We start from the raw sequence: 16,907 nt of genomic DNA on the forward strand, positions 1-16,907 counted from the left end.
TAAATGAGAGTAATTTCGGGAACTGCAAGAAGTCTTATTTTAAAAACGCCAAAGGGTACTTCCACAAGGCCTACTACCGATAAGATAAAAGAAACATTATTTAATATAATTTCAAATGAACTTTATAACGCCACCTTCCTTGATTTGTTTGCCGGAAGCGGCGGAATAGGTATCGAGGCCTTAAGCAGGGGCGCAAAAGAAGCATATTTTTGTGATATAGACAGAGAGGCTATAAGGTGTATAAGAGAAAACCTTGAGCACACAAAGCTGATAGATAAAGCTACCATACTTAAGGGAAGCTTTGAAGCAAATTTAGAAAAGATAAAAACACATGGAAAGAAATTTGATATTGTTTTTATCGATCCGCCATATCAAAAGGGATTTGAAGATAAATGTTTGGATATTTTAATAAATTCCACATTGATTGATGAGCATACATTGGTTATAATTGAAGAAGAATTTAAGACTGATACCACACATTTATCAAAGGATTGGTATATAGATAAGGTCAAAGAGTATAAGTCTAATAAACATATTTTTATGCATAAGCGAGGGTGACTATGGCTAAAGCTATTTATCCGGGAAGTTTTGATCCTATTACTAACGGACATATCGATATTATTGAAAGAGCATCAAAGATGTTTGACAAGCTTATTGTAGGAGTACTTATCAATAACACCAAAGATCCTCTTTTCACACCTGCTGAAAGAGTGAACATGATAAAAAGTGTAGTGGGACATTTGCCTAATGTGGAAGTTTTAGAATTTGCAGGATTATTGGTGGATTTTGCACATGAGCAAAATTGTAATATATTGGTTAGAGGACTTAGAGTAATTACAGACTTTGAATATGAATTACAATTGGCTCAGACAAATAAAATAATTGCACCGAATCTGGAAACTGTTTTTCTTAGTTCAAGCTTGAAATACTCATATCTGAGTTCAAGTATTGTTAAGGAAATTGCGGTATATAATGGAGATATCAGTCATTTTGTAAGAGACCATATCAGAGAAATGGTAACGAAAAGACTGATTGAAAAAGGTTTGAGGAGAGATCATGAGTAGAATTGAACAGGTGATAACTGAGATAGAGGAGTTTGTGGAGAGGTGTAAAACCGTTGCACTGTCCAATTCAATAATAAAGGTAAATAAAGAAGAATTTATAGCCTTATTGAACGAGTTGAGACAGGAGATACCTGAGGAGGTCACACAGTCACAAAAAGTTATCAGCAATAAGGACAGCATTTTAACAGATGCAAAAAACAGAGCTGAGAAGCTTATACTCGATGCAAATATTCAAAGTAATTCCATAAAGGATGAGGCAAAGAGAAAGGCTGATGCAATTGTTCTGAGCGCAAGAAAAGAGTCTGATGCTATAATGAACGAGGCAAACAAGTTAAAGTCACAACTTGTAAATGAAAATCAAATTATGCAGACTGCATATGCGGAATCCGATAAAATATTGGAATATGCAAGAATGGAAGCCAACAATATTGTATATGATGCAAGAAATGAGGCCAACAGTGTCAGACAGGCGGCTATATCTTATACCGATGAGTTGCTTCAAAGTCTTCAGGGAATAATCTCCGGGACAATGATTGAGAGTCAGAACAGATTCAATCAATATTTGAGTTCATTACAGTTTTATACAGGAGAGATCGATAAGAACAGACAGGAACTTGCAACCAGTATTGTTCCGACAGATCAGAATACACAGGAATAATTATGGGGCTGTTGCTTGCAACAAGCCCTTTTTTGCGTAATAAGATTGATTTAGATTGAGGTATATATGATACAGGAAAAGGATTTACCGAAGTCCTATGTAGATGCCATGAAGGAGCTTTTAGAAGGTGATTATGATGCTTATATCAAATCTCTGGATGAGAAACCATATGTAGGTATCAGAACAAATTTATTAAAGCTTACAGGGGAAAAACTTAAGGAGATTCTTGACAGAGATTTTAAAGAGATTCCGTGGGTCAAAGAGGGATTTTACTTTGAAGAAGAAAAGGGAGTACTGACAACACCTTCTTTAAGTAATATTGAAAAAATAAAGAGTATATCTAAAAATCCGTATTATTTTGCAGGGCTTTATTATATACAGGAGCCTTCAGCTATGACACCTGCAATGGTGGCAGGTATAAAACCGGGAGATAAGGTACTTGATCTTTGTGCCGCTCCGGGAGGAAAATCGACTCAGGCAGCATCATATCTTCAAGGTGAAGGTTTATTGGTATCAAATGATTTTTCGGCTTCCAGAGTAAAAGCGCTTCAAAAAAATATTGAGGTCAGCGGAATTGACAATGTTTTGATAACAAATGAAGATCCGAAGAATCTTTCAAAGGTGTATATTGAATATTTTGATAAGATAATAGTGGATGCACCATGTTCCGGTGAGGGTATGTTCAGGCGTGACAGTGCTGTTTTTAGGGCATATCTTGGAAGGGGTCCGGAGTTTTTCACAGGATTACAGGTAGGCATATTAAACGAGGCCGCGAAGATGTTAAAGCCCGGCGGAACCTTGGTATATTCCACATGTACATATTCTAAAGTGGAAGATGAGGGAAGCTTATCGGAATTTTTAGAAAATCATCCTGACTTTAAAATAGATAAAATAAAGCCGGATTTCGGATTTGAAGAGTCTAAAATTTTACCGGGAACAATAAGACTTTTCCCACACAAGATAAAGGGAGAAGGACATTTTGTAGCAAGGCTTAAAAAAGATGATAGAGCCATTGAAAAAAATGAAAATAAAACAAAAGACAAAAAGAAAAGAAAATCACCGAAGCTTCCGGAAGAGTTACTTGAGTTTCTTGGAAAAATTAAAAGAGACTGGGATTATGAGAGAATTTTTATAAATAAGGATTATGCATACTATCTTCCAAAGGATGCTTTGATAGATAAGAGTTTACATTATATAAGAACCGGTTTGCTACTGGGTGAGATAAAAAAGAACAGATTTGAGCCTTTTCAGGCATTGGCAATGAATATAAAATTTGATGAATGGGAAAATCCTTTAAACTTAAGTGCAACGGATGAAAGAGTAATAAAGTATTTAAAGGGCGAAACCATAGAGGCTGATGATGAGTATATGGGAATCAGACTTGTATGTGTGGACGGATTTTCACTCGGATTTGTAAAGCAGAATAAAAAGAGCTGTAAAAATAAGTATTATCAAGGTTGGAGATGGATGTAATGATTGTCAGAGTTGATAAGATCCTTTCAGAGCTCGGTTTTGGAAGCCGTCAGGAAATAAAAAAATATGTAAAAGCCGGTAAGATAAGGATAAATGACAATATAGTAAAAAAGCCCGAGGAAAAACTAAACAGTGAAGTAGACAAATTATTCTTTGAAGGCAAAGAGGTGGAAGTAGAAGAGTTTGAAACATTTATCCTCTATAAGCCTGCAGGATATGTATGTGCCACAAAAGATAATGTACATAAAACAGTTATGGAGCTGATAGATTCAAAGAGAAAAAATATTGTACCTGTAGGAAGACTGGACTTGGATACCGAGGGCATTTTGATACTTACAAATGACGGGGATTTAAATCACAGACTTGTATCACCTTCATCGCATGTGGATAAGACTTATTATGCGATATTTGAAGGTAGACTAAATGAAAATGCCGTGGAGATGACAAAAAACGGGCTGGACATCGGTGAAGGTGAAGTATCCAAACCTGCAAAGCTTGAAATTATATCTTCTAATGAAATAATACTTACAATACATGAGGGTAAATTTCATCAGGTAAAGAGAATGGTAAAAGCTTTAGGAGGAGAGGTGACTTATTTAAAAAGGGTTGCCTTCGGAGGACTCAGACTTGATGATTTGAAACTGAAAAAAGGGGAAAGCAGAAAAATAACGGATATTGAGATGGAGATGCTGAAGAGATGAAAAATAATATTTTAGACGCATGGATCATGGTTGAACATCTCTCTGAGGGAGATATAAGTCTTAGAGATAAAAAAAATCTGAGACTTGATGATTTAACAGATAAAAAATACTTTGATTATTTTAATTCATTGATTGAAAAAGCGAATATCAGAAGATACAAGAATTCAGGTTTGGTATTTTATTTGGATATATTTGCCTTTAGAGAGGTGGTTGATTTCTTAAGAAAAACATATGGAATAGCAAAGCCTGAAGGCGATATAAATTACGGTGATAAATTCAGTATGGCACTGTATTTTGATAAAACTTTGCGCTATATTGATGAAAATTTATTTTTCAGTGCAAGCGCATATATGAGATATTATAAAAAAGTGCCTACAGAGTCGGAGTTTCATAAGTTTGAAGAGGATTTAAAAGATGAGCTGAAACAAAGATTTGAAAACTGTGAAGATAATCCTGAAAAATTTGATAAGACTGTTGAAACTGTTTTGAATAAATACGGAATCGATTTAAAGAATTGTCGTGTACAGCTTTTAAATAATATAGAAACCGATGCCACAAATCTTCATTCTTTTTTCGTGGACGATTTGACAAAGGCTAAGAGAATTGATAATAAAAATCTGAATGATTACCTTTATGGAAAAACAGCCGGAAGGAAAAATTTGGACAGCAAAAAAGATTCTTATGGGTTTAATAAGTCGGAGTTTGAAAAGATTTTAAGTCCTGAAAATTATCCTCTCGGAAGATTCCCAAGCAATACAAAGTTTGCGCTTTCATTTATGCAGCAGGTGGCTGTAAATCTTACTATAGGGTATGATAATAATCAAATGAGAAGTGTAAACGGACCTCCGGGTACGGGTAAGACTACACTCTTAAAAGATATATTCGCACAGCTTATCGTAAAGCAGGCTTTTGACATATGCGGATTGTCTGAAAAGTATGTGAAAGGAAATGAGCTGACAAGATATTTTGATAAGGCTTCTATAGGCGAGCTTCCTGAGCGTATTGCAAAAAACAATATAGTTGTTGCAAGTTCAAATAACGGTGCGGTTCAAAATATTGTAAATGAACTGCCTCTAAAAGAGGGAATTGATGAGAATATTTTGCCTGAACTTGAAAACATAGACTATTTTAAAGAGATTGCAAACAAGAATGTAAAAGAAAATTGGGTAAAGGAAGACGGAAAGAGTAAAAAAGAACTGATACTTGAGGATACAGGTGAAGAAAAGTTCTGGGGCTCCTTTTCTCTTGAAGGCGGCAAGTCCGACAATATGACCAATATACTCAACAGGATTGAATGTATAATAAACTGTCTTGAAAATGAGTATGAGCCGGATGATGAAATTTACAATAAATTTAAAACTCAATATAAAAAAGTATCGGGACTTAGAAATGATGCAAAAAGCTTACAAAATAAGTTTGACGCTTATTATAATGCAAAGTCCGAACTTAATAAAATCGAGAATACTTTATTGAATGAGGATGAAGAGAGAAGAAAAAGGATTGCTGTGTTAAGGGAGCAAGCTGAAGAGTCTGTAAAGGAGAAAATTGTAAGCCTTAATGAGGCTTCAAGTTCACTCAGTCATACTAAAAAACAAAGAGAAGAACTTGCAGGAAGTATTTCAAATCAAAAAATGCTTTTTGAAGCCAAACAGAGTCAAAAACCGGGATTTTTTTCATCTATCTTTAATTCCGAGAAAAACAAGAGCTTTACAAATGAATTAAATGCTTTGCAAAATAAGTTACAGGCATTATTTGATGAGGATGAGACCTACAGAAAACTTGAAAATGAGCTTCAAAATAAAATAAATGAGTTGAAAAAATCAATAGATACGCAAAGTAATGCGGCAGATAATGAGAATACTCAGTATGAAGCTTGGAAGCAAAACTTAAATAACAGAAAAGAAAAATACTCTAAGATAATAAGAGAATTCAATACTGATAATACAAGTATATCTAAGGGACTTGACTTTGGAAGTGAATATGAAAAGCTTCAACTTTCAAATCCGTGGTTTGATGAAAACTACAGAGTGGAGCAATCAAAGCTTTTTGTATCGGCTCTTGGTGTAAGAAAGCAGTTTTTATATGAAAACAGAAAAAATATTAAGGCTGCCGTAAGCATATGGAGAAATCAAAGTAAATATATGGAAAATAAGAGACTGATAAATATCTCTTGGAATTGGATAAATCTTACAATTCCTGTTATCAGTTCCACTTTTGCCAGTTTTTCAAGGATGTTAAAAAATATTGACGAGAATGTTCTGGGACATACATTTGTGGATGAGGCGGGACAGGCTCTTCCTCAGGCTGCGGTGGGTGCGATATTCAGAAGCAAAAATATTATGGTTGTAGGAGATCCTTTCCAAATAAAGCCTGTACTTACTTTGGACGGTGGTCTGCTTGCACTGCTTTCAAAAAGCTATAATGTCAGCGAAAAGTACTTGTCGGAGTCCGCTTCAGTACAGACCTTGGTGGATGCAGCAAGTCAATACGGTTTTTACACAAAAGGAGAAAAGGAAGAGGACTCATGGATAGGTATTCCGCTTTGGGTACACAGGCGCTGCAAATATCCTATGTTTACCATATCAAATGAGATTTCTTATCAAAACCTTATGGTACAGGGCAATGAAGGCTATGGAAAGACCGGATGGTATGATATAAGCGGTAAAGCTGTAGATAAGTATGTTGAAGAACAGGGAGAATTTCTTCTAAAAAAGATACAGGATATGGCAAAGTCAAATCCTGAAATATTGGATAAAAACGAGAGTGACACTATTTATATAATATCACCTTTCAAAAATGTTGCTTACAGACTGGCAAGAAAGCTGTATGAGATAGGTTTTACAAGAAGAGAAAACGGAAAAGTCACAAATATCGGAACTATTCATACCTTCCAGGGAAAGGAAGCTCCTATAGTATTTATGGTGCTTGGAGCGGATACAAACAGTAAGGGTGCCGCAAGCTGGGCGGTAAGTGAGGCCAATATGATGAATGTGGCGGCTACAAGAGCAAAGAAGGAATTTTATATAGTAGGAGATAAAAAACTTTATATGAGTTTGGGAAGTGAAGTGATAAGCAAGATAAATAAGGTTATAACGGCTTACAGTAAGGAATATCCCGAGCTTATAGATGAGAATACAGATTTAGGTAGTTTATGATAAAAGATATAGATGCATGTATATTCGATCTGGACGGTACTTTGGTAGACTCCATGTGGATGTGGCCTGATATTGACGCCGAGTATTTGGAAAGATTCGGATTTGAATACGATGACAATTTAAAAAATGAAATAGACGGAGTAAGCTTTCATGAAACGGCGGTTTATTTTAAAAAGAAGTTCGGTATAAAAGACAGTGTGGAAAAGATCTGTCAGGACTGGGAAGATATGGCGCTGGATAAATATAAGTATGAAGTGAAAGAAAAGCCGGGATGCACATGCTTTTTGGAACATTTAAAGTCAAGAGGAATCAAAATGGGAATTGCAACCAGCAATAACAAAAACATGGTGGATGCTGTACTTAATTCTTTAAATATGAAGGATTATTTTGAGGTTATCACCACATCTGATGAGGTGAAGAAGGGAAAGCCCGCACCTGATGTGTATTTAAGAACGGCAGAACTTCTTGGAGTTAACCCTGAAAAATGTCTTGTATTTGAAGATGTGGTAGCAGGTGTTGTAGCCGGAAAAGCCGCAGGAATGAAGGTTTGTGCAATAGAGGATGATTTCTCAAAAGATGTCAGAGAAAGAAAAAAGGAACTGGCGGATTATTATATAGACGACTACAGGGAATTGCTATGACAAAGAAAAAAGGCGAGTACGGGTACAGAAAGTACTTTAAAATAAAAAACGGAATAATTATAGGATTTTTTGTTTTTATTATACTTTTGCTTTTTATATCTTCAAAGCTTACAAAAAATGCCGATATTTCAAGGATACTGCTGGTTTCATCCATACTTACGGTGCTTCCTATGGCAAATCTTTTGTCACCTTTTTTGGTGGTATTTAAGTACAAATCTTTTGAATATGAGAAGATAAAGGAATACCTTGATGATAAGCATTTTTTATTTGATATAATCCTTACAATGAAGGAGCAGGTAATGCCTCTTGATATAATATATATCAATGAAGAAAGAATCTTCGGTATTCTTTCCAATAAGGCGGATAAGTCAAAAACCGAGGAATTTATCAAAGAAAGGATGAAAATAGGCGGTATCAAGGTCAGTGTGAAGATTTGTGACAGCTTTAGTGAAATGAAAAAGTTTGTTCAAAGTAAAGATGTAAATGACAAAAATTTAGATGAGATAAGGGCTATCTTTAAAAGCCTTTCAGTATAATGATTGAAATAATTGTAGGAAAAAACGAAAGCGGACAAAGGCTTGACAGGGTTTTGGAAAAAATATTTGTAAATGCAAATACAGGATTTATTTTCAAGATGCTTAGAAAAAAGAATATTACTTTAAATGATAAAAAAGCTGACGGTAAGGAAAGGCTTGAGCCGGGGGCAAGTATCAAGCTTTGGTTTTCAGATGAAAGTTTTGAAAAATTATCAGGGAAAAAGGCGATAAATATAAAAGATATAGAGGGGAAGCCCAAAGCTGATAAAAAAAGTATAGAAGCTTTTGAATCATATATAGTATATGAGGATGAAAATACTGTTATAATAAATAAACCTGCAGGTCTTTTATCACAGAAATCAAATGAAAATGATATATCGGTAAACGATCTTTTACTTGAATATCTTGAATTTGATTCTAAGGCGTTAAATACATTCAAGCCTTCCATATGTAACAGACTGGACAGAAACACTTCAGGACTTATGGTTTGCGGAAAGACTCTGGAAGGCCTGAGAGTAAATAATGAACTTATAAAAACAAAGGCTGTGAGCAAATTTTATCTGGCTTTGGTAAAAGGCAGAGTGAAAAAAACGGGAAGTATTAATGCCTGGCTTTATAAGGATGAAAAGACCAATAAAGTTACCGTCAAAAATAAGTCCTTTGAAGGTGCGGATTTTATACAGACAGAATACGAGGTACTTGATTATTTTAAAGATGCTACACTGCTTTTGGTAAAGCTTATAACAGGAAAAACTCATCAGATAAGAGCGCATTTATCCTCAATATCACATCCTATAATAGGGGATTTCAAATACGGAGAGAAGTCTGTGAATGAAAAGTTTAAAAAGGAGTACGGTATAAAGTCTCAGCTTTTACATTCATTCAGACTTGTATATCCTAACAGTGATATTTCAGATACGGATACATTTAAAGCTTTAAAGGGAAAGTGCTTTGAGGCTTCATATAATAATGATTTCAGAAAGGTGATAGGAGATGGGTACTTGGAAAACAAGAGGCCTTAGGGGATCCGCTTTGGAAGAGTATATCAACTACTCCAATGAAAAGTACAGAGAAAGCGGACTTGCACTTATTCAAAAGATTCCCACTCCGATTACTCCGATTGATATTGACAAAGCTTCAAGGCATATCACTTTGGCTTATTTTGAGAAAAAGTCCACAGTTGATTATATAGGAGTTGTTCAGGGAATACCTGTATGTTTTGATGCAAAAGAATGTGCAAGTACAAGCTTTTCACTCGCCAATGTACATGAGCATCAGTTTAAGTTCATGGAGGAGTTTGAAAAGCAAGGAGGTATAGCTTTTCTTATTATATTTTTTAAATCACTTGATAAGATAATATATTTACCGCTAAAGGATCTTAAAGTTTTTTTTGAAAGGATGAATGAAGGCGGTAAAAAAAGTTTTAAGTATGAAGAGCTTAATGAGGAGTATTTGATACCTAAAAAGGGTGATATTATAGTGCATTATTTAGAGAGCCTTAGCTTATATCTCAGTAAGGAATCTTAAAAGAGGATTGAAAAAGTTGGATATAAAGGAGACATAAATGAAACAAATAGATGCAAGAATTTATAACGGAAAAACAAACTTTGAGTGGAAAGATTTAGAATTAAACAGTGAAGGTCTGCTTCCGGTGATAGTACAGGATTATATAGATCATACTGTACTTATGTATACATATATGGACGAAGATGCATGGGAGAGAACACTTGCCACAGGACTTTTGACTTATTACTCAAAATCTCATAAGAGGTCTATAGTAAAGGGAAAAAAATACGGAAATTATCAATATGTCAGGGAACTGTTTTTAAACGGAGAAAAGAATGCGCTTTTAATAAAAGTTTATCCTATGGGTCCGGCATGTGACGACAGCAAAAAAAGCTGCTTTGCAAATGAGATAGAGGAAATATAATGATGAATCATATTTTGCTGATTGTATCAGTTATTATTTTACTTTGTATAGTACTGAATCTTATAACAAGTAAAATAGGTGTACCCGTACTTTTAGCATTTATTTTGCTGGGAATGGTATTCGGATCTGAGGGTATATTTAAAATCAGATTTGATGATTTCAAACGGGCGGAAACCATATGTTCATTCGCGCTTATTTTTATCATGTTTTACGGAGGATTCGGAACAAATATAAAGGAGGCAAAGCCTGTACTTTTAAAGGCCGGACTTTTGTCAAGCATCGGAGTAGTGCTTACTTCAATGTTTGTGGCAATGTTTGCATACCTGGTTCTGAAATTTTCATGGATAAACTCAGTACTTATAGGTGCGGTGATTTCTTCAACGGATGCGGCAAGTGTATTTTCCATATTAAGAGATAGACATTTGAATCTTAAATATAATACCGCATCTATTTTGGAAGTGGAGAGCGGAAGTAACGATCCTTTTGCATATATGCTTACAATGATTGCAGTGACTATGATATCGGGAAGTATTACAGTCGGCAGTGTTTTTTACATGCTGTTTTTACAGCTTTTTGTGGGAGCATTATCAGGTGTTTTAATCGCTTTTATCTTCAAATATTTGATAAACAGATTTATTATAAATACACCCGGATTTAATATGGTGCTTGTAATTGCGGTTGCACTGCTTTCATATTCATTGCCGACAGTGGTCGGCGGAAACGGATATTTGAGTGTGTATATCACAGGTATTATACTTGGAAATTCGGATATCAGAGGAAAGAAAGAGTTGGTACCTTTCTTTGACGGTATAACAGGTATTATGCAAATACTGATATTTTTCCTGCTTGGGCTTTTAGCCTATCCGTCAAGACTTTTATTTGTTGCAGGTACAGGATTTGCTCTGGCATGCTTTATAACATTTGTTGTAAGACCTCTTGTTATTACAATAATTATGAAACCTTTTAAGGCAACATGGAATCAGATATTTCTTGTTTCATGGTCGGGATTTAGAGGCGCTTCGTCCATCGTTTTTGCAATTACAGCATTATTAAATACCGATGCAAACTATGATATATTCAACAATGTATTTTTTATAGTATTATTTTCAATACTGGTACAGGGAAGCCTGCTTCCGTTTATATCTAAGAAAATTGATATGATTGATGAAGGCTATGATGTAATGAAAACCTTTTCGGATTACAGTGGAGATGAGATACCTATAGAATTTATTCAGCTTACGGTGAGTGAAAATCAAAACTGGTGCGGTAAAAGTATCAGTGATATAAATCTGCCGCCTGATACATTGATAGTTTTAATTAAACGAGAGGGTGAGGATATAGTTCCAAACGGACAAACTGTGCTTTGCTGCGGTGATACTATAGTTCTTGCTGCAAAGTCTATTGACTTTGAAGAATATTATATTATGACCGAGCTTGTTTTAACCAAGAAATTACTCTCAAAAGGTACCACACTGTCAGAGCTTTCAGGGGAACTTGATGCACTTGTAATGCTTATTATAAGAGGGGATGATTTTATTATTCCAAACGGTGAGACAACTCTTTATGAGGGAGATACTCTGGTTTTAAACAACGGACCTATACAATAAAAGGGACTGTTAATCGTAGAAAAAACGGTTAACAGTCCCTTATTTTTATACAACATTTGATATTACTCCGAATGATATAATCATCATTATAATACTTGCCATAAGCATACCTAAGCAGATTGCAAGGAAGGCTTTCTTTCTGTCCATCTCAAGGAAGGCGGCTATTATCGCACCTGTCCAGGCACCTGTACCCGGAAGAGGTATACCTACAAAGATTACAAGTCCCCAGAATCCGTATTTTTCTATGGAGTCTTTGTTTTTCATAATCTTTTTATGTAGGAATGAGTGCATTTTATTAAAAAGCTTAAATTTAGACTTTTCCATAGCACTTAAGATCTTGTTAATCAAAAGCAGTAAAAAAGGAATCGGTATAGCATTACCTACAATTGCTATAACATAACTTTCAACAGGTGAAAGCTTTAGAAGAGAAGCCGCTATAAGACCTCCTCTGAGTTCCAAAATAGGGAGCATTGATATAATAAATACTATCAATTGCTTTCCGAAGCTGAGAGAGAGCAGTCCTCCCATCATTCCTATAAGTGATTTTGCTAATTTTTCTGCCATAAACTACCTTCCGTTTTAACATATTTTTATATAATCATTGTTATATTCTACCAAAATCAGAATAAGTTAGATTGTAACAGATTGAGTAATTACAATCAAGGTGCTAATATATTAAGATATGGAGGTAGAAAGATGGAATTATTAAAAGGGGCAATGTGTCTGGAAGGCGGATCTTTAAGAGGGTTGTTTACAGCTGGTGTTTTGGATGCTTTGCTTGATAATGAAGTATATATTGAATATGTGAACGGAGTTTCTGCAGGCTCGATGAACGGAATGAACTATATTTCAAGACAAAGGGGCAGATCAAAGAGAATCAATTTAAAATACCTGCATGATAAGAGATATATAAGTTATAAAAACATGTTTAAATCCAGACAGATATTTAACTTCGATTTCTTATTTGATGATATTTCAAATAAATACGATATTTTTGATTGGGAATCATTTAATGATAAAACGAAAAAATATGAAGTTGTAGCTACAGATGTAATAACCGGAGAAAGCAAGTTTTTTGATAAGAATAATTGCAGCGATATTATATCGGCAGTAAAAGCGTCTGCATCCATGCCTGTAATGTCAAAGATGATAGATGTGGAAGGCAGGAAATATCTTGACGGAGGTATATCAACCTCCATTGCATATAAAAGAGCATTTTATGTCGGATATTCAAAAGCAATAGTAGTACTTACAAGAGAAGAGGGATACAGGAAAAAGCCGGTAAATAAGATAAATGAAAGCATCTATAGAAGATATTTTAAGCCGCTTCCTAATTTGGTTGAAAAATTGATGACTGTACCGGAAAGATACAACAGGATGCAGGAAGAAATGGAAGGGCTGGCTAAAGAGGGTAAGCTTTTAATTATCAGACCGCAGAATAAGGTGACTGTACAAAGGCTTGAGCACAGCAGTGTAAAACTTGAAAAGCTGTATAATGAAGGCTATGAAGAGGGATTAAAAAATATTGAGAATATAAAGAACTTTATTGCTTTAAAGTTTTGATGTTTAAAGCCTTAAGGTATTGACGTAATAAAACAGATATAGTATAATCCCTTGCATAATAAGTTTTATTTATACGGAAGGGAAGTTTATGAAAAAAAATATTTTGACAATAGCAATGGCAATGCTCCTTGGAGCAAGCCTTATGGCATGCGGATCAAAAGTGGATAATACAAACGGTAAGGCTGATTCTTCATCGGAAGTAAGCGCCGATGCTAAAAAAATCGGAGTTTTGCAGTATGTACAGCATCCTGCACTTGATAAAGCAAATGAAGGTTTTGTAGCCGCACTTGAAGAAGCAGGTATTGAGGTAGATATCGAGCAGCAAAATGCAGGCGGTGAGCAGTCTGCGGCACAGACTATTGCAAACAAGCTTGTAAATGATAAGAAGGATTTGATTCTTGCAATAGCTACACCGGCGGCACAGGCGGTAGCAGGAGCAACTTCAGATATTCCGGTAGTTATAACGGCAGTAACGGATCCTGCAGCTTCAGGCCTTGTGGAGAGCAATGACGCACCGGGAGGAAATGTTACAGGAAGTTCGGATCTTACACCGGTAGCGGATCAGATTGAGCTTTTGACAAAACTTTTACCTGAAGCAAAGAATGTAGGTATACTCTATTGTACAGCCGAGGCAAACTCAAAGTTGCAGGCGCAAATGGCTATGGACGCTCTTAAAGAGAAGGGGCTTACAGGAGTTGAATACACAGTTTCAAGTTCAAATGAGATTCAGACAGTGGTTGAGTCAATGGTAGGTAAGGTGGATGCCATATATGTACCTACCGATAATGTTATTGCGGCAGGTATGACAACGGTTGCTATGATTGCCACTACAGAGCATAAGATTCCTATAATCGGAGCGGAGTCCGCACATGTGGAAAACGGTGCCTTGGCAACATACGGTATTGATTACTTCGAAGTTGGAAAGCTTGCAGGAGAGCAGGCTGTTGAAATCTTAAACGGAAAGTCACCTGCAGATATTCCGATAGCTTATTTATCAAAGGATAAATGCAAACTTACAATAAATGAAGAGGTTGCAAAGGAACTTGGAATAGATACATCAAATATTTCAATGAACTGAGATATAAAGATTAATAAGACCGGTATATGCCGGTTTTGTTAATTTTATACAGGTTTTTCATATGTAAATTAACATTGCAGTAATTTGTGATATAATATAAAATAATGAAAGCCTAAATGGAAATATAATTTTTTGGAGGTATAAATGTTTACAGCACTGTTAGGTGCCGTTGCTCAGGGAATACTTTGGGGAGCAATGGTGCTTGGGGTATATATTACCTATAAACTGCTGGATATAGCGGATTTGACAGCAGACGGAAGTTTTGCTTTTGGCGGATGTGTATGTGCGGTTATGATTGTAAACTTCAACATGAATCCTTTACTTGCACTTCTTTTTGCAACTTTTGCGGGAATGATTGCAGGATTTATCACGGGAGCATTGCACACAATATTTGAAATACCGGCTATTCTTGCAGGTATACTTACTCAGATTTCTCTTTGGTCTATAAATCTTAGAGTAATGGGAAAGAGTAATATACCGCTCTTAAAGACAAATACCATATTCTCATGGCTTACAGACGCTACAGGTATGAGTAACGCCGTAGCCGGAGTTATTCTCGGCGGAATTATTATTGTACTTATTATAATGATACTATACTGGTTCTTCGGTACGGAGCTCGGTTCAGCGCTCAGAGCAACCGGAAATAATGAAGCTATGATCAGAGCTCTCGGAGTAAATACAGGTCATGCAAAGCTTCTTGCCTTGGTGATAAGTAACGGACTTATAGGTCTTTCAGGAGGACTTATAGTACAAAGCCAGAAGTATGCCGATATCAATGCAGGAACGGGAGCTATAGTTATAGGACTTGCAGCTATAGTTATCGGTGAAGTAATACTTGGAAAAGTAATATCTTTCTGGATGAAGCTTTCTGCGGCTGTTGTGGGTTCTGTTGTATACTTTGTAATCAGAGGAATTGTATTACAGCTTGGAATGGATGCAAACGATATGAAAATGCTTTCTGCCATTATAGTGGCACTTGCGCTTGCCGTACCTGTAATGAGTGCAAAAATAAGGGCTAAAAGAGCCTATTCACCGAAGGGAGAATAAGATGTTAGAGATTATAAATGTCAGTAAAACCTTCAATATAGGTACAATAAACGAAAAGAAAGCTTTGAATAAATTATCACTCAAGTTGAATCCGGGAGACTTTGTAACAATAATCGGAGGAAACGGTGCAGGTAAGTCAACTATGCTCAATATGATCGCAGGTGTATATCCCATTGACGGCGGTCAGATTATAATAGACGGTGTTGATATATCAAGAATGCCTGAGCATAAGAGAGCGAAGTATATTGGAAGAGTTTTTCAGGATCCTATGATGGGAACCAGTGCAGGAATGCAGATAGATGAAAACCTTGCACTTGCTTTCAGAAGAGGAGAAAAAAGAGGTTTATCCTGGGGAATTAAAAAGAGCGAAAAAGAGCTTTACAAGGAAATACTTGCAAAACTCGGACTTGGACTTCAAAGCAGAATGACATCAAAGGTAGGACTCTTATCGGGAGGACAAAGACAGGCGCTGACACTTTTGATGGCAACACTAAAAAAGCCTAAGCTATTACTGCTTGATGAGCATACGGCGGCGCTTGATCCGCAGACTGCAAAGACGGTTCTTGATCTTACAGAGCAGATTGTGGCCGAGCAAAATCTTACCGCAATGATGGTAACTCATAATATGAAGGATGCCCTTAATATAGGTAACAGACTTATAATGATGCATTCGGGCAGAGTGATCTATGATGTAAGCGGTGAGGAAAAGAAGAAACTTAAGGTTGAAGACCTTTTAAGAAAATTTGAAGAGGCAAGCGGCGGTGAGTTTGCCAATGACAGAATGATGTTGGCCAATTAGTGAATTCAAATAGGAGGGGACTATGGATAAGAAACTTATTATCACCATAAACAGAGAATATGGAAGCGGTGGAAGAATAATAGGACAGCAGCTTTCAGAGAAGCTTGGAATACCGTATTATGATGATGAAATTATAAAAATGGCGTCAGAACATTCAGCTGTAGCAGAACAATATTTCAGAATGAATGATGAGAAACCGGGGCATAATATTTTACAAAGAATAATAGGCGGAATAAAGAATGCAAATAATAAGCCGTCCATAGGAGACGATATCGTTTCACCCGACAATCTTTTCAGATTTGAAAGCGAAGTTATAAGAGAGTTGGTAGCAAGCGAATCCTGCATACTTATAGGTAGATGTGCGGATTTTGTACTCAGTTCGGCAGGAGAAGATGATTTTATTTCACTTTTTGTATATGCCGATTTGTCAAAGAAAGTTGACAGAGTAATGGAAGTTGACGGAGTTGATGCCAAGGAAGCGCTCAGAAGAGTGCAAAGAAACAATAGAATAAGGAAAGAGTATTACAAGTATTATACAGGCGAAGAATGGGATGATATGACACATTACGATCTTCCGCTTAATACATCAAAGATTACACTTGAACAGGGTGTGGATTTGATACTGGAATACTTGAAAATCAGAGGTAAGTTATAG

The 16,907-nt window shown here is 35.9% G+C and carries 19 protein-coding genes; 18 read left to right on the forward strand and 1 reads right to left on the reverse strand.

What is annotated here, in order from left to right; all coding sequences use genetic code 11:
- The first annotated feature begins 3 nt into the window (after positions 1–3).
- The 12 genes from rsmD to HMPREF1135_RS01485 all read left to right on the forward strand — a co-directional run bounded on the left by rsmD (position 4) and on the right by HMPREF1135_RS01485 (position 11,765).
- The gene (gene rsmD / locus HMPREF1135_RS01430; RefSeq protein WP_007591213.1) at positions 4–558 is read left to right on the forward strand and encodes a 16S rRNA (guanine(966)-N(2))-methyltransferase RsmD; all 555 of its coding nucleotides are present in this window, start codon (positions 4–6) and stop codon (positions 556–558) included.
- 2 nt (positions 559–560) lie between these two features.
- Complete coding sequence (gene coaD / locus HMPREF1135_RS01435) at positions 561–1,064, forward strand: pantetheine-phosphate adenylyltransferase (RefSeq protein ID WP_007591215.1); 504 nt, start codon at positions 561–563, stop codon at positions 1,062–1,064.
- Positions 1,057–1,722 (forward strand): hypothetical protein, encoded by a 666-nt coding sequence (locus HMPREF1135_RS01440; RefSeq protein ID WP_007591218.1) that lies wholly within the window; start codon positions 1,057–1,059, stop codon positions 1,720–1,722. The genes coaD and HMPREF1135_RS01440 overlap by 8 nt, the downstream gene beginning before the upstream one ends.
- 66 nt (positions 1,723–1,788) lie before the next feature.
- The gene (locus HMPREF1135_RS01445) at positions 1,789–3,195 is read left to right on the forward strand and encodes an RsmB/NOP family class I SAM-dependent RNA methyltransferase (RefSeq protein ID WP_007591221.1); all 1,407 of its coding nucleotides are present in this window, start codon (positions 1,789–1,791) and stop codon (positions 3,193–3,195) included.
- Positions 3,195–3,896: a pseudouridine synthase gene (locus tag HMPREF1135_RS01450; protein ID WP_007591222.1), complete on the forward strand. Its 702-nt coding sequence runs from the start codon at positions 3,195–3,197 to the stop codon at positions 3,894–3,896. Before HMPREF1135_RS01445 ends, HMPREF1135_RS01450 begins: the two co-directional genes overlap by 1 nt.
- Positions 3,893–7,051, forward strand: coding sequence for a DEAD/DEAH box helicase (locus HMPREF1135_RS01455; RefSeq protein WP_007591224.1), 3,159 nt, complete (start codon positions 3,893–3,895; stop codon positions 7,049–7,051). The genes HMPREF1135_RS01450 and HMPREF1135_RS01455 overlap by 4 nt, the downstream gene beginning before the upstream one ends.
- Positions 7,048–7,692 (forward strand): HAD family hydrolase, encoded by a 645-nt coding sequence (locus HMPREF1135_RS01460; RefSeq protein ID WP_007591227.1) that lies wholly within the window; start codon positions 7,048–7,050, stop codon positions 7,690–7,692. Before HMPREF1135_RS01455 ends, HMPREF1135_RS01460 begins: the two co-directional genes overlap by 4 nt.
- Positions 7,689–8,228, forward strand: coding sequence for a hypothetical protein (locus HMPREF1135_RS01465; protein WP_007591228.1), 540 nt, complete (start codon positions 7,689–7,691; stop codon positions 8,226–8,228). Before HMPREF1135_RS01460 ends, HMPREF1135_RS01465 begins: the two co-directional genes overlap by 4 nt.
- The gene (locus tag HMPREF1135_RS01470; protein WP_007591229.1) at positions 8,228–9,250 is read left to right on the forward strand and encodes an RluA family pseudouridine synthase; all 1,023 of its coding nucleotides are present in this window, start codon (positions 8,228–8,230) and stop codon (positions 9,248–9,250) included. The genes HMPREF1135_RS01465 and HMPREF1135_RS01470 overlap by 1 nt, the downstream gene beginning before the upstream one ends.
- Positions 9,222–9,755, forward strand: a complete 534-nt coding sequence (locus HMPREF1135_RS01475) for a Holliday junction resolvase RecU (protein ID WP_007591230.1) — start codon at positions 9,222–9,224, stop codon at positions 9,753–9,755. Before HMPREF1135_RS01470 ends, HMPREF1135_RS01475 begins: the two co-directional genes overlap by 29 nt.
- A 37-nt stretch (positions 9,756–9,792) precedes the next feature.
- Positions 9,793–10,158, forward strand: a complete 366-nt coding sequence (locus HMPREF1135_RS01480; protein ID WP_007591231.1) for a phosphoribosyl-AMP cyclohydrolase — start codon at positions 9,793–9,795, stop codon at positions 10,156–10,158.
- A gap of 2 nt (positions 10,159–10,160) precedes the next feature.
- Entirely contained in the window at positions 10,161–11,765 is a 1,605-nt protein-coding gene (locus tag HMPREF1135_RS01485) for a potassium/proton antiporter (protein ID WP_034243283.1), read from the forward strand.
- A gap of 45 nt (positions 11,766–11,810) precedes the next feature.
- Here the strand turns inward: HMPREF1135_RS01485 and HMPREF1135_RS01490 are convergent, their stop codons facing one another.
- Positions 11,811–12,329 carry a COG2426 family protein gene (locus tag HMPREF1135_RS01490; RefSeq protein ID WP_007591235.1) on the reverse strand — a complete coding sequence of 173 codons (519 nt, stop codon included), beginning with the start codon at positions 12,327–12,329 and terminating at the stop codon, positions 11,811–11,813.
- Positions 12,330–12,461: 132 nt separating this feature from the next.
- Here HMPREF1135_RS01490 and HMPREF1135_RS01495 point away from each other — a divergent pair, with 132 nt between their 5' ends.
- The 6 genes from HMPREF1135_RS01495 (at position 12,462) to HMPREF1135_RS01515 (ending at position 16,907) form a co-directional block, all read left to right on the forward strand.
- Positions 12,462–13,328, forward strand: coding sequence for a patatin-like phospholipase family protein (locus HMPREF1135_RS01495; protein WP_007591237.1), 867 nt, complete (start codon positions 12,462–12,464; stop codon positions 13,326–13,328).
- Between the two features lie 88 nt (positions 13,329–13,416).
- Positions 13,417–14,406 carry an ABC transporter substrate-binding protein gene (locus HMPREF1135_RS01500; protein ID WP_007591239.1) on the forward strand — a complete coding sequence of 330 codons (990 nt, stop codon included), beginning with the start codon at positions 13,417–13,419 and terminating at the stop codon, positions 14,404–14,406.
- A 140-nt stretch (positions 14,407–14,546) separates the two neighbouring features.
- Positions 14,547–14,630, forward strand: a complete 84-nt coding sequence (locus HMPREF1135_RS14520) for a hypothetical protein (RefSeq protein ID WP_432706863.1) — start codon at positions 14,547–14,549, stop codon at positions 14,628–14,630.
- Entirely contained in the window at positions 14,602–15,453 is an 852-nt protein-coding gene (locus tag HMPREF1135_RS01505; RefSeq protein WP_442852201.1) for an ABC transporter permease, read from the forward strand. Before HMPREF1135_RS14520 ends, HMPREF1135_RS01505 begins: the two co-directional genes overlap by 29 nt.
- Before the next feature lies 1 nt (position 15,454).
- Positions 15,455–16,252, forward strand: coding sequence for an ABC transporter ATP-binding protein (locus tag HMPREF1135_RS01510; RefSeq protein WP_007591243.1), 798 nt, complete (start codon positions 15,455–15,457; stop codon positions 16,250–16,252).
- 22 nt (positions 16,253–16,274) lie between these two features.
- Complete coding sequence (locus tag HMPREF1135_RS01515) at positions 16,275–16,907, forward strand: AAA family ATPase (protein ID WP_007591245.1); 633 nt, start codon at positions 16,275–16,277, stop codon at positions 16,905–16,907.

Source organism: Lachnoanaerobaculum sp. OBRC5-5, from assembly GCF_000296385.1.
Taxonomy (GTDB): domain Bacteria; phylum Bacillota; class Clostridia; order Lachnospirales; family Lachnospiraceae; genus Lachnoanaerobaculum.

Bases quoted from the DNA above. Each gene is read 5' to 3' on its own strand.
- HMPREF1135_RS01450 (WP_007591222.1), top strand. From the start codon at position 3,195: ATGATTGTCAGAGTTGATAAGATCCTTTCAGAGCTCGGTTTTGGAAGC.
- HMPREF1135_RS01495 (WP_007591237.1), top strand. From the start codon at position 12,462: ATGGAATTATTAAAAGGGGCAATGTGTCTGGAAGGCGGATCTTTAAGA.
- HMPREF1135_RS01455 (WP_007591224.1), top strand. From the start codon at position 3,893: ATGAAAAATAATATTTTAGACGCATGGATCATGGTTGAACATCTCTCT.
- HMPREF1135_RS01465 (WP_007591228.1), top strand. From the start codon at position 7,689: ATGACAAAGAAAAAAGGCGAGTACGGGTACAGAAAGTACTTTAAAATA.
- HMPREF1135_RS01475 (WP_007591230.1), top strand. From the start codon at position 9,222: ATGGGTACTTGGAAAACAAGAGGCCTTAGGGGATCCGCTTTGGAAGAG.
- HMPREF1135_RS01440 (WP_007591218.1), top strand. From the start codon at position 1,057: ATGAGTAGAATTGAACAGGTGATAACTGAGATAGAGGAGTTTGTGGAG.
- HMPREF1135_RS01480 (WP_007591231.1), top strand. From the start codon at position 9,793: ATGAAACAAATAGATGCAAGAATTTATAACGGAAAAACAAACTTTGAG.
- HMPREF1135_RS01490 (WP_007591235.1), bottom strand. From the start codon at position 12,329: ATGGCAGAAAAATTAGCAAAATCACTTATAGGAATGATGGGAGGACTG.
- coaD (WP_007591215.1), top strand. From the start codon at position 561: ATGGCTAAAGCTATTTATCCGGGAAGTTTTGATCCTATTACTAACGGA.
- HMPREF1135_RS01485 (WP_034243283.1), top strand. From the start codon at position 10,161: ATGAATCATATTTTGCTGATTGTATCAGTTATTATTTTACTTTGTATA.
- HMPREF1135_RS01460 (WP_007591227.1), top strand. From the start codon at position 7,048: ATGATAAAAGATATAGATGCATGTATATTCGATCTGGACGGTACTTTG.
- HMPREF1135_RS01470 (WP_007591229.1), top strand. From the start codon at position 8,228: ATGATTGAAATAATTGTAGGAAAAAACGAAAGCGGACAAAGGCTTGAC.
- HMPREF1135_RS01500 (WP_007591239.1), top strand. From the start codon at position 13,417: ATGAAAAAAAATATTTTGACAATAGCAATGGCAATGCTCCTTGGAGCA.
- HMPREF1135_RS01515 (WP_007591245.1), top strand. From the start codon at position 16,275: ATGGATAAGAAACTTATTATCACCATAAACAGAGAATATGGAAGCGGT.
- HMPREF1135_RS01510 (WP_007591243.1), top strand. From the start codon at position 15,455: ATGTTAGAGATTATAAATGTCAGTAAAACCTTCAATATAGGTACAATA.
- HMPREF1135_RS01505 (WP_442852201.1), top strand. From the start codon at position 14,602: ATGGTGCTTGGGGTATATATTACCTATAAACTGCTGGATATAGCGGAT.
- HMPREF1135_RS01445 (WP_007591221.1), top strand. From the start codon at position 1,789: ATGATACAGGAAAAGGATTTACCGAAGTCCTATGTAGATGCCATGAAG.
- rsmD (WP_007591213.1), top strand. From the start codon at position 4: ATGAGAGTAATTTCGGGAACTGCAAGAAGTCTTATTTTAAAAACGCCA.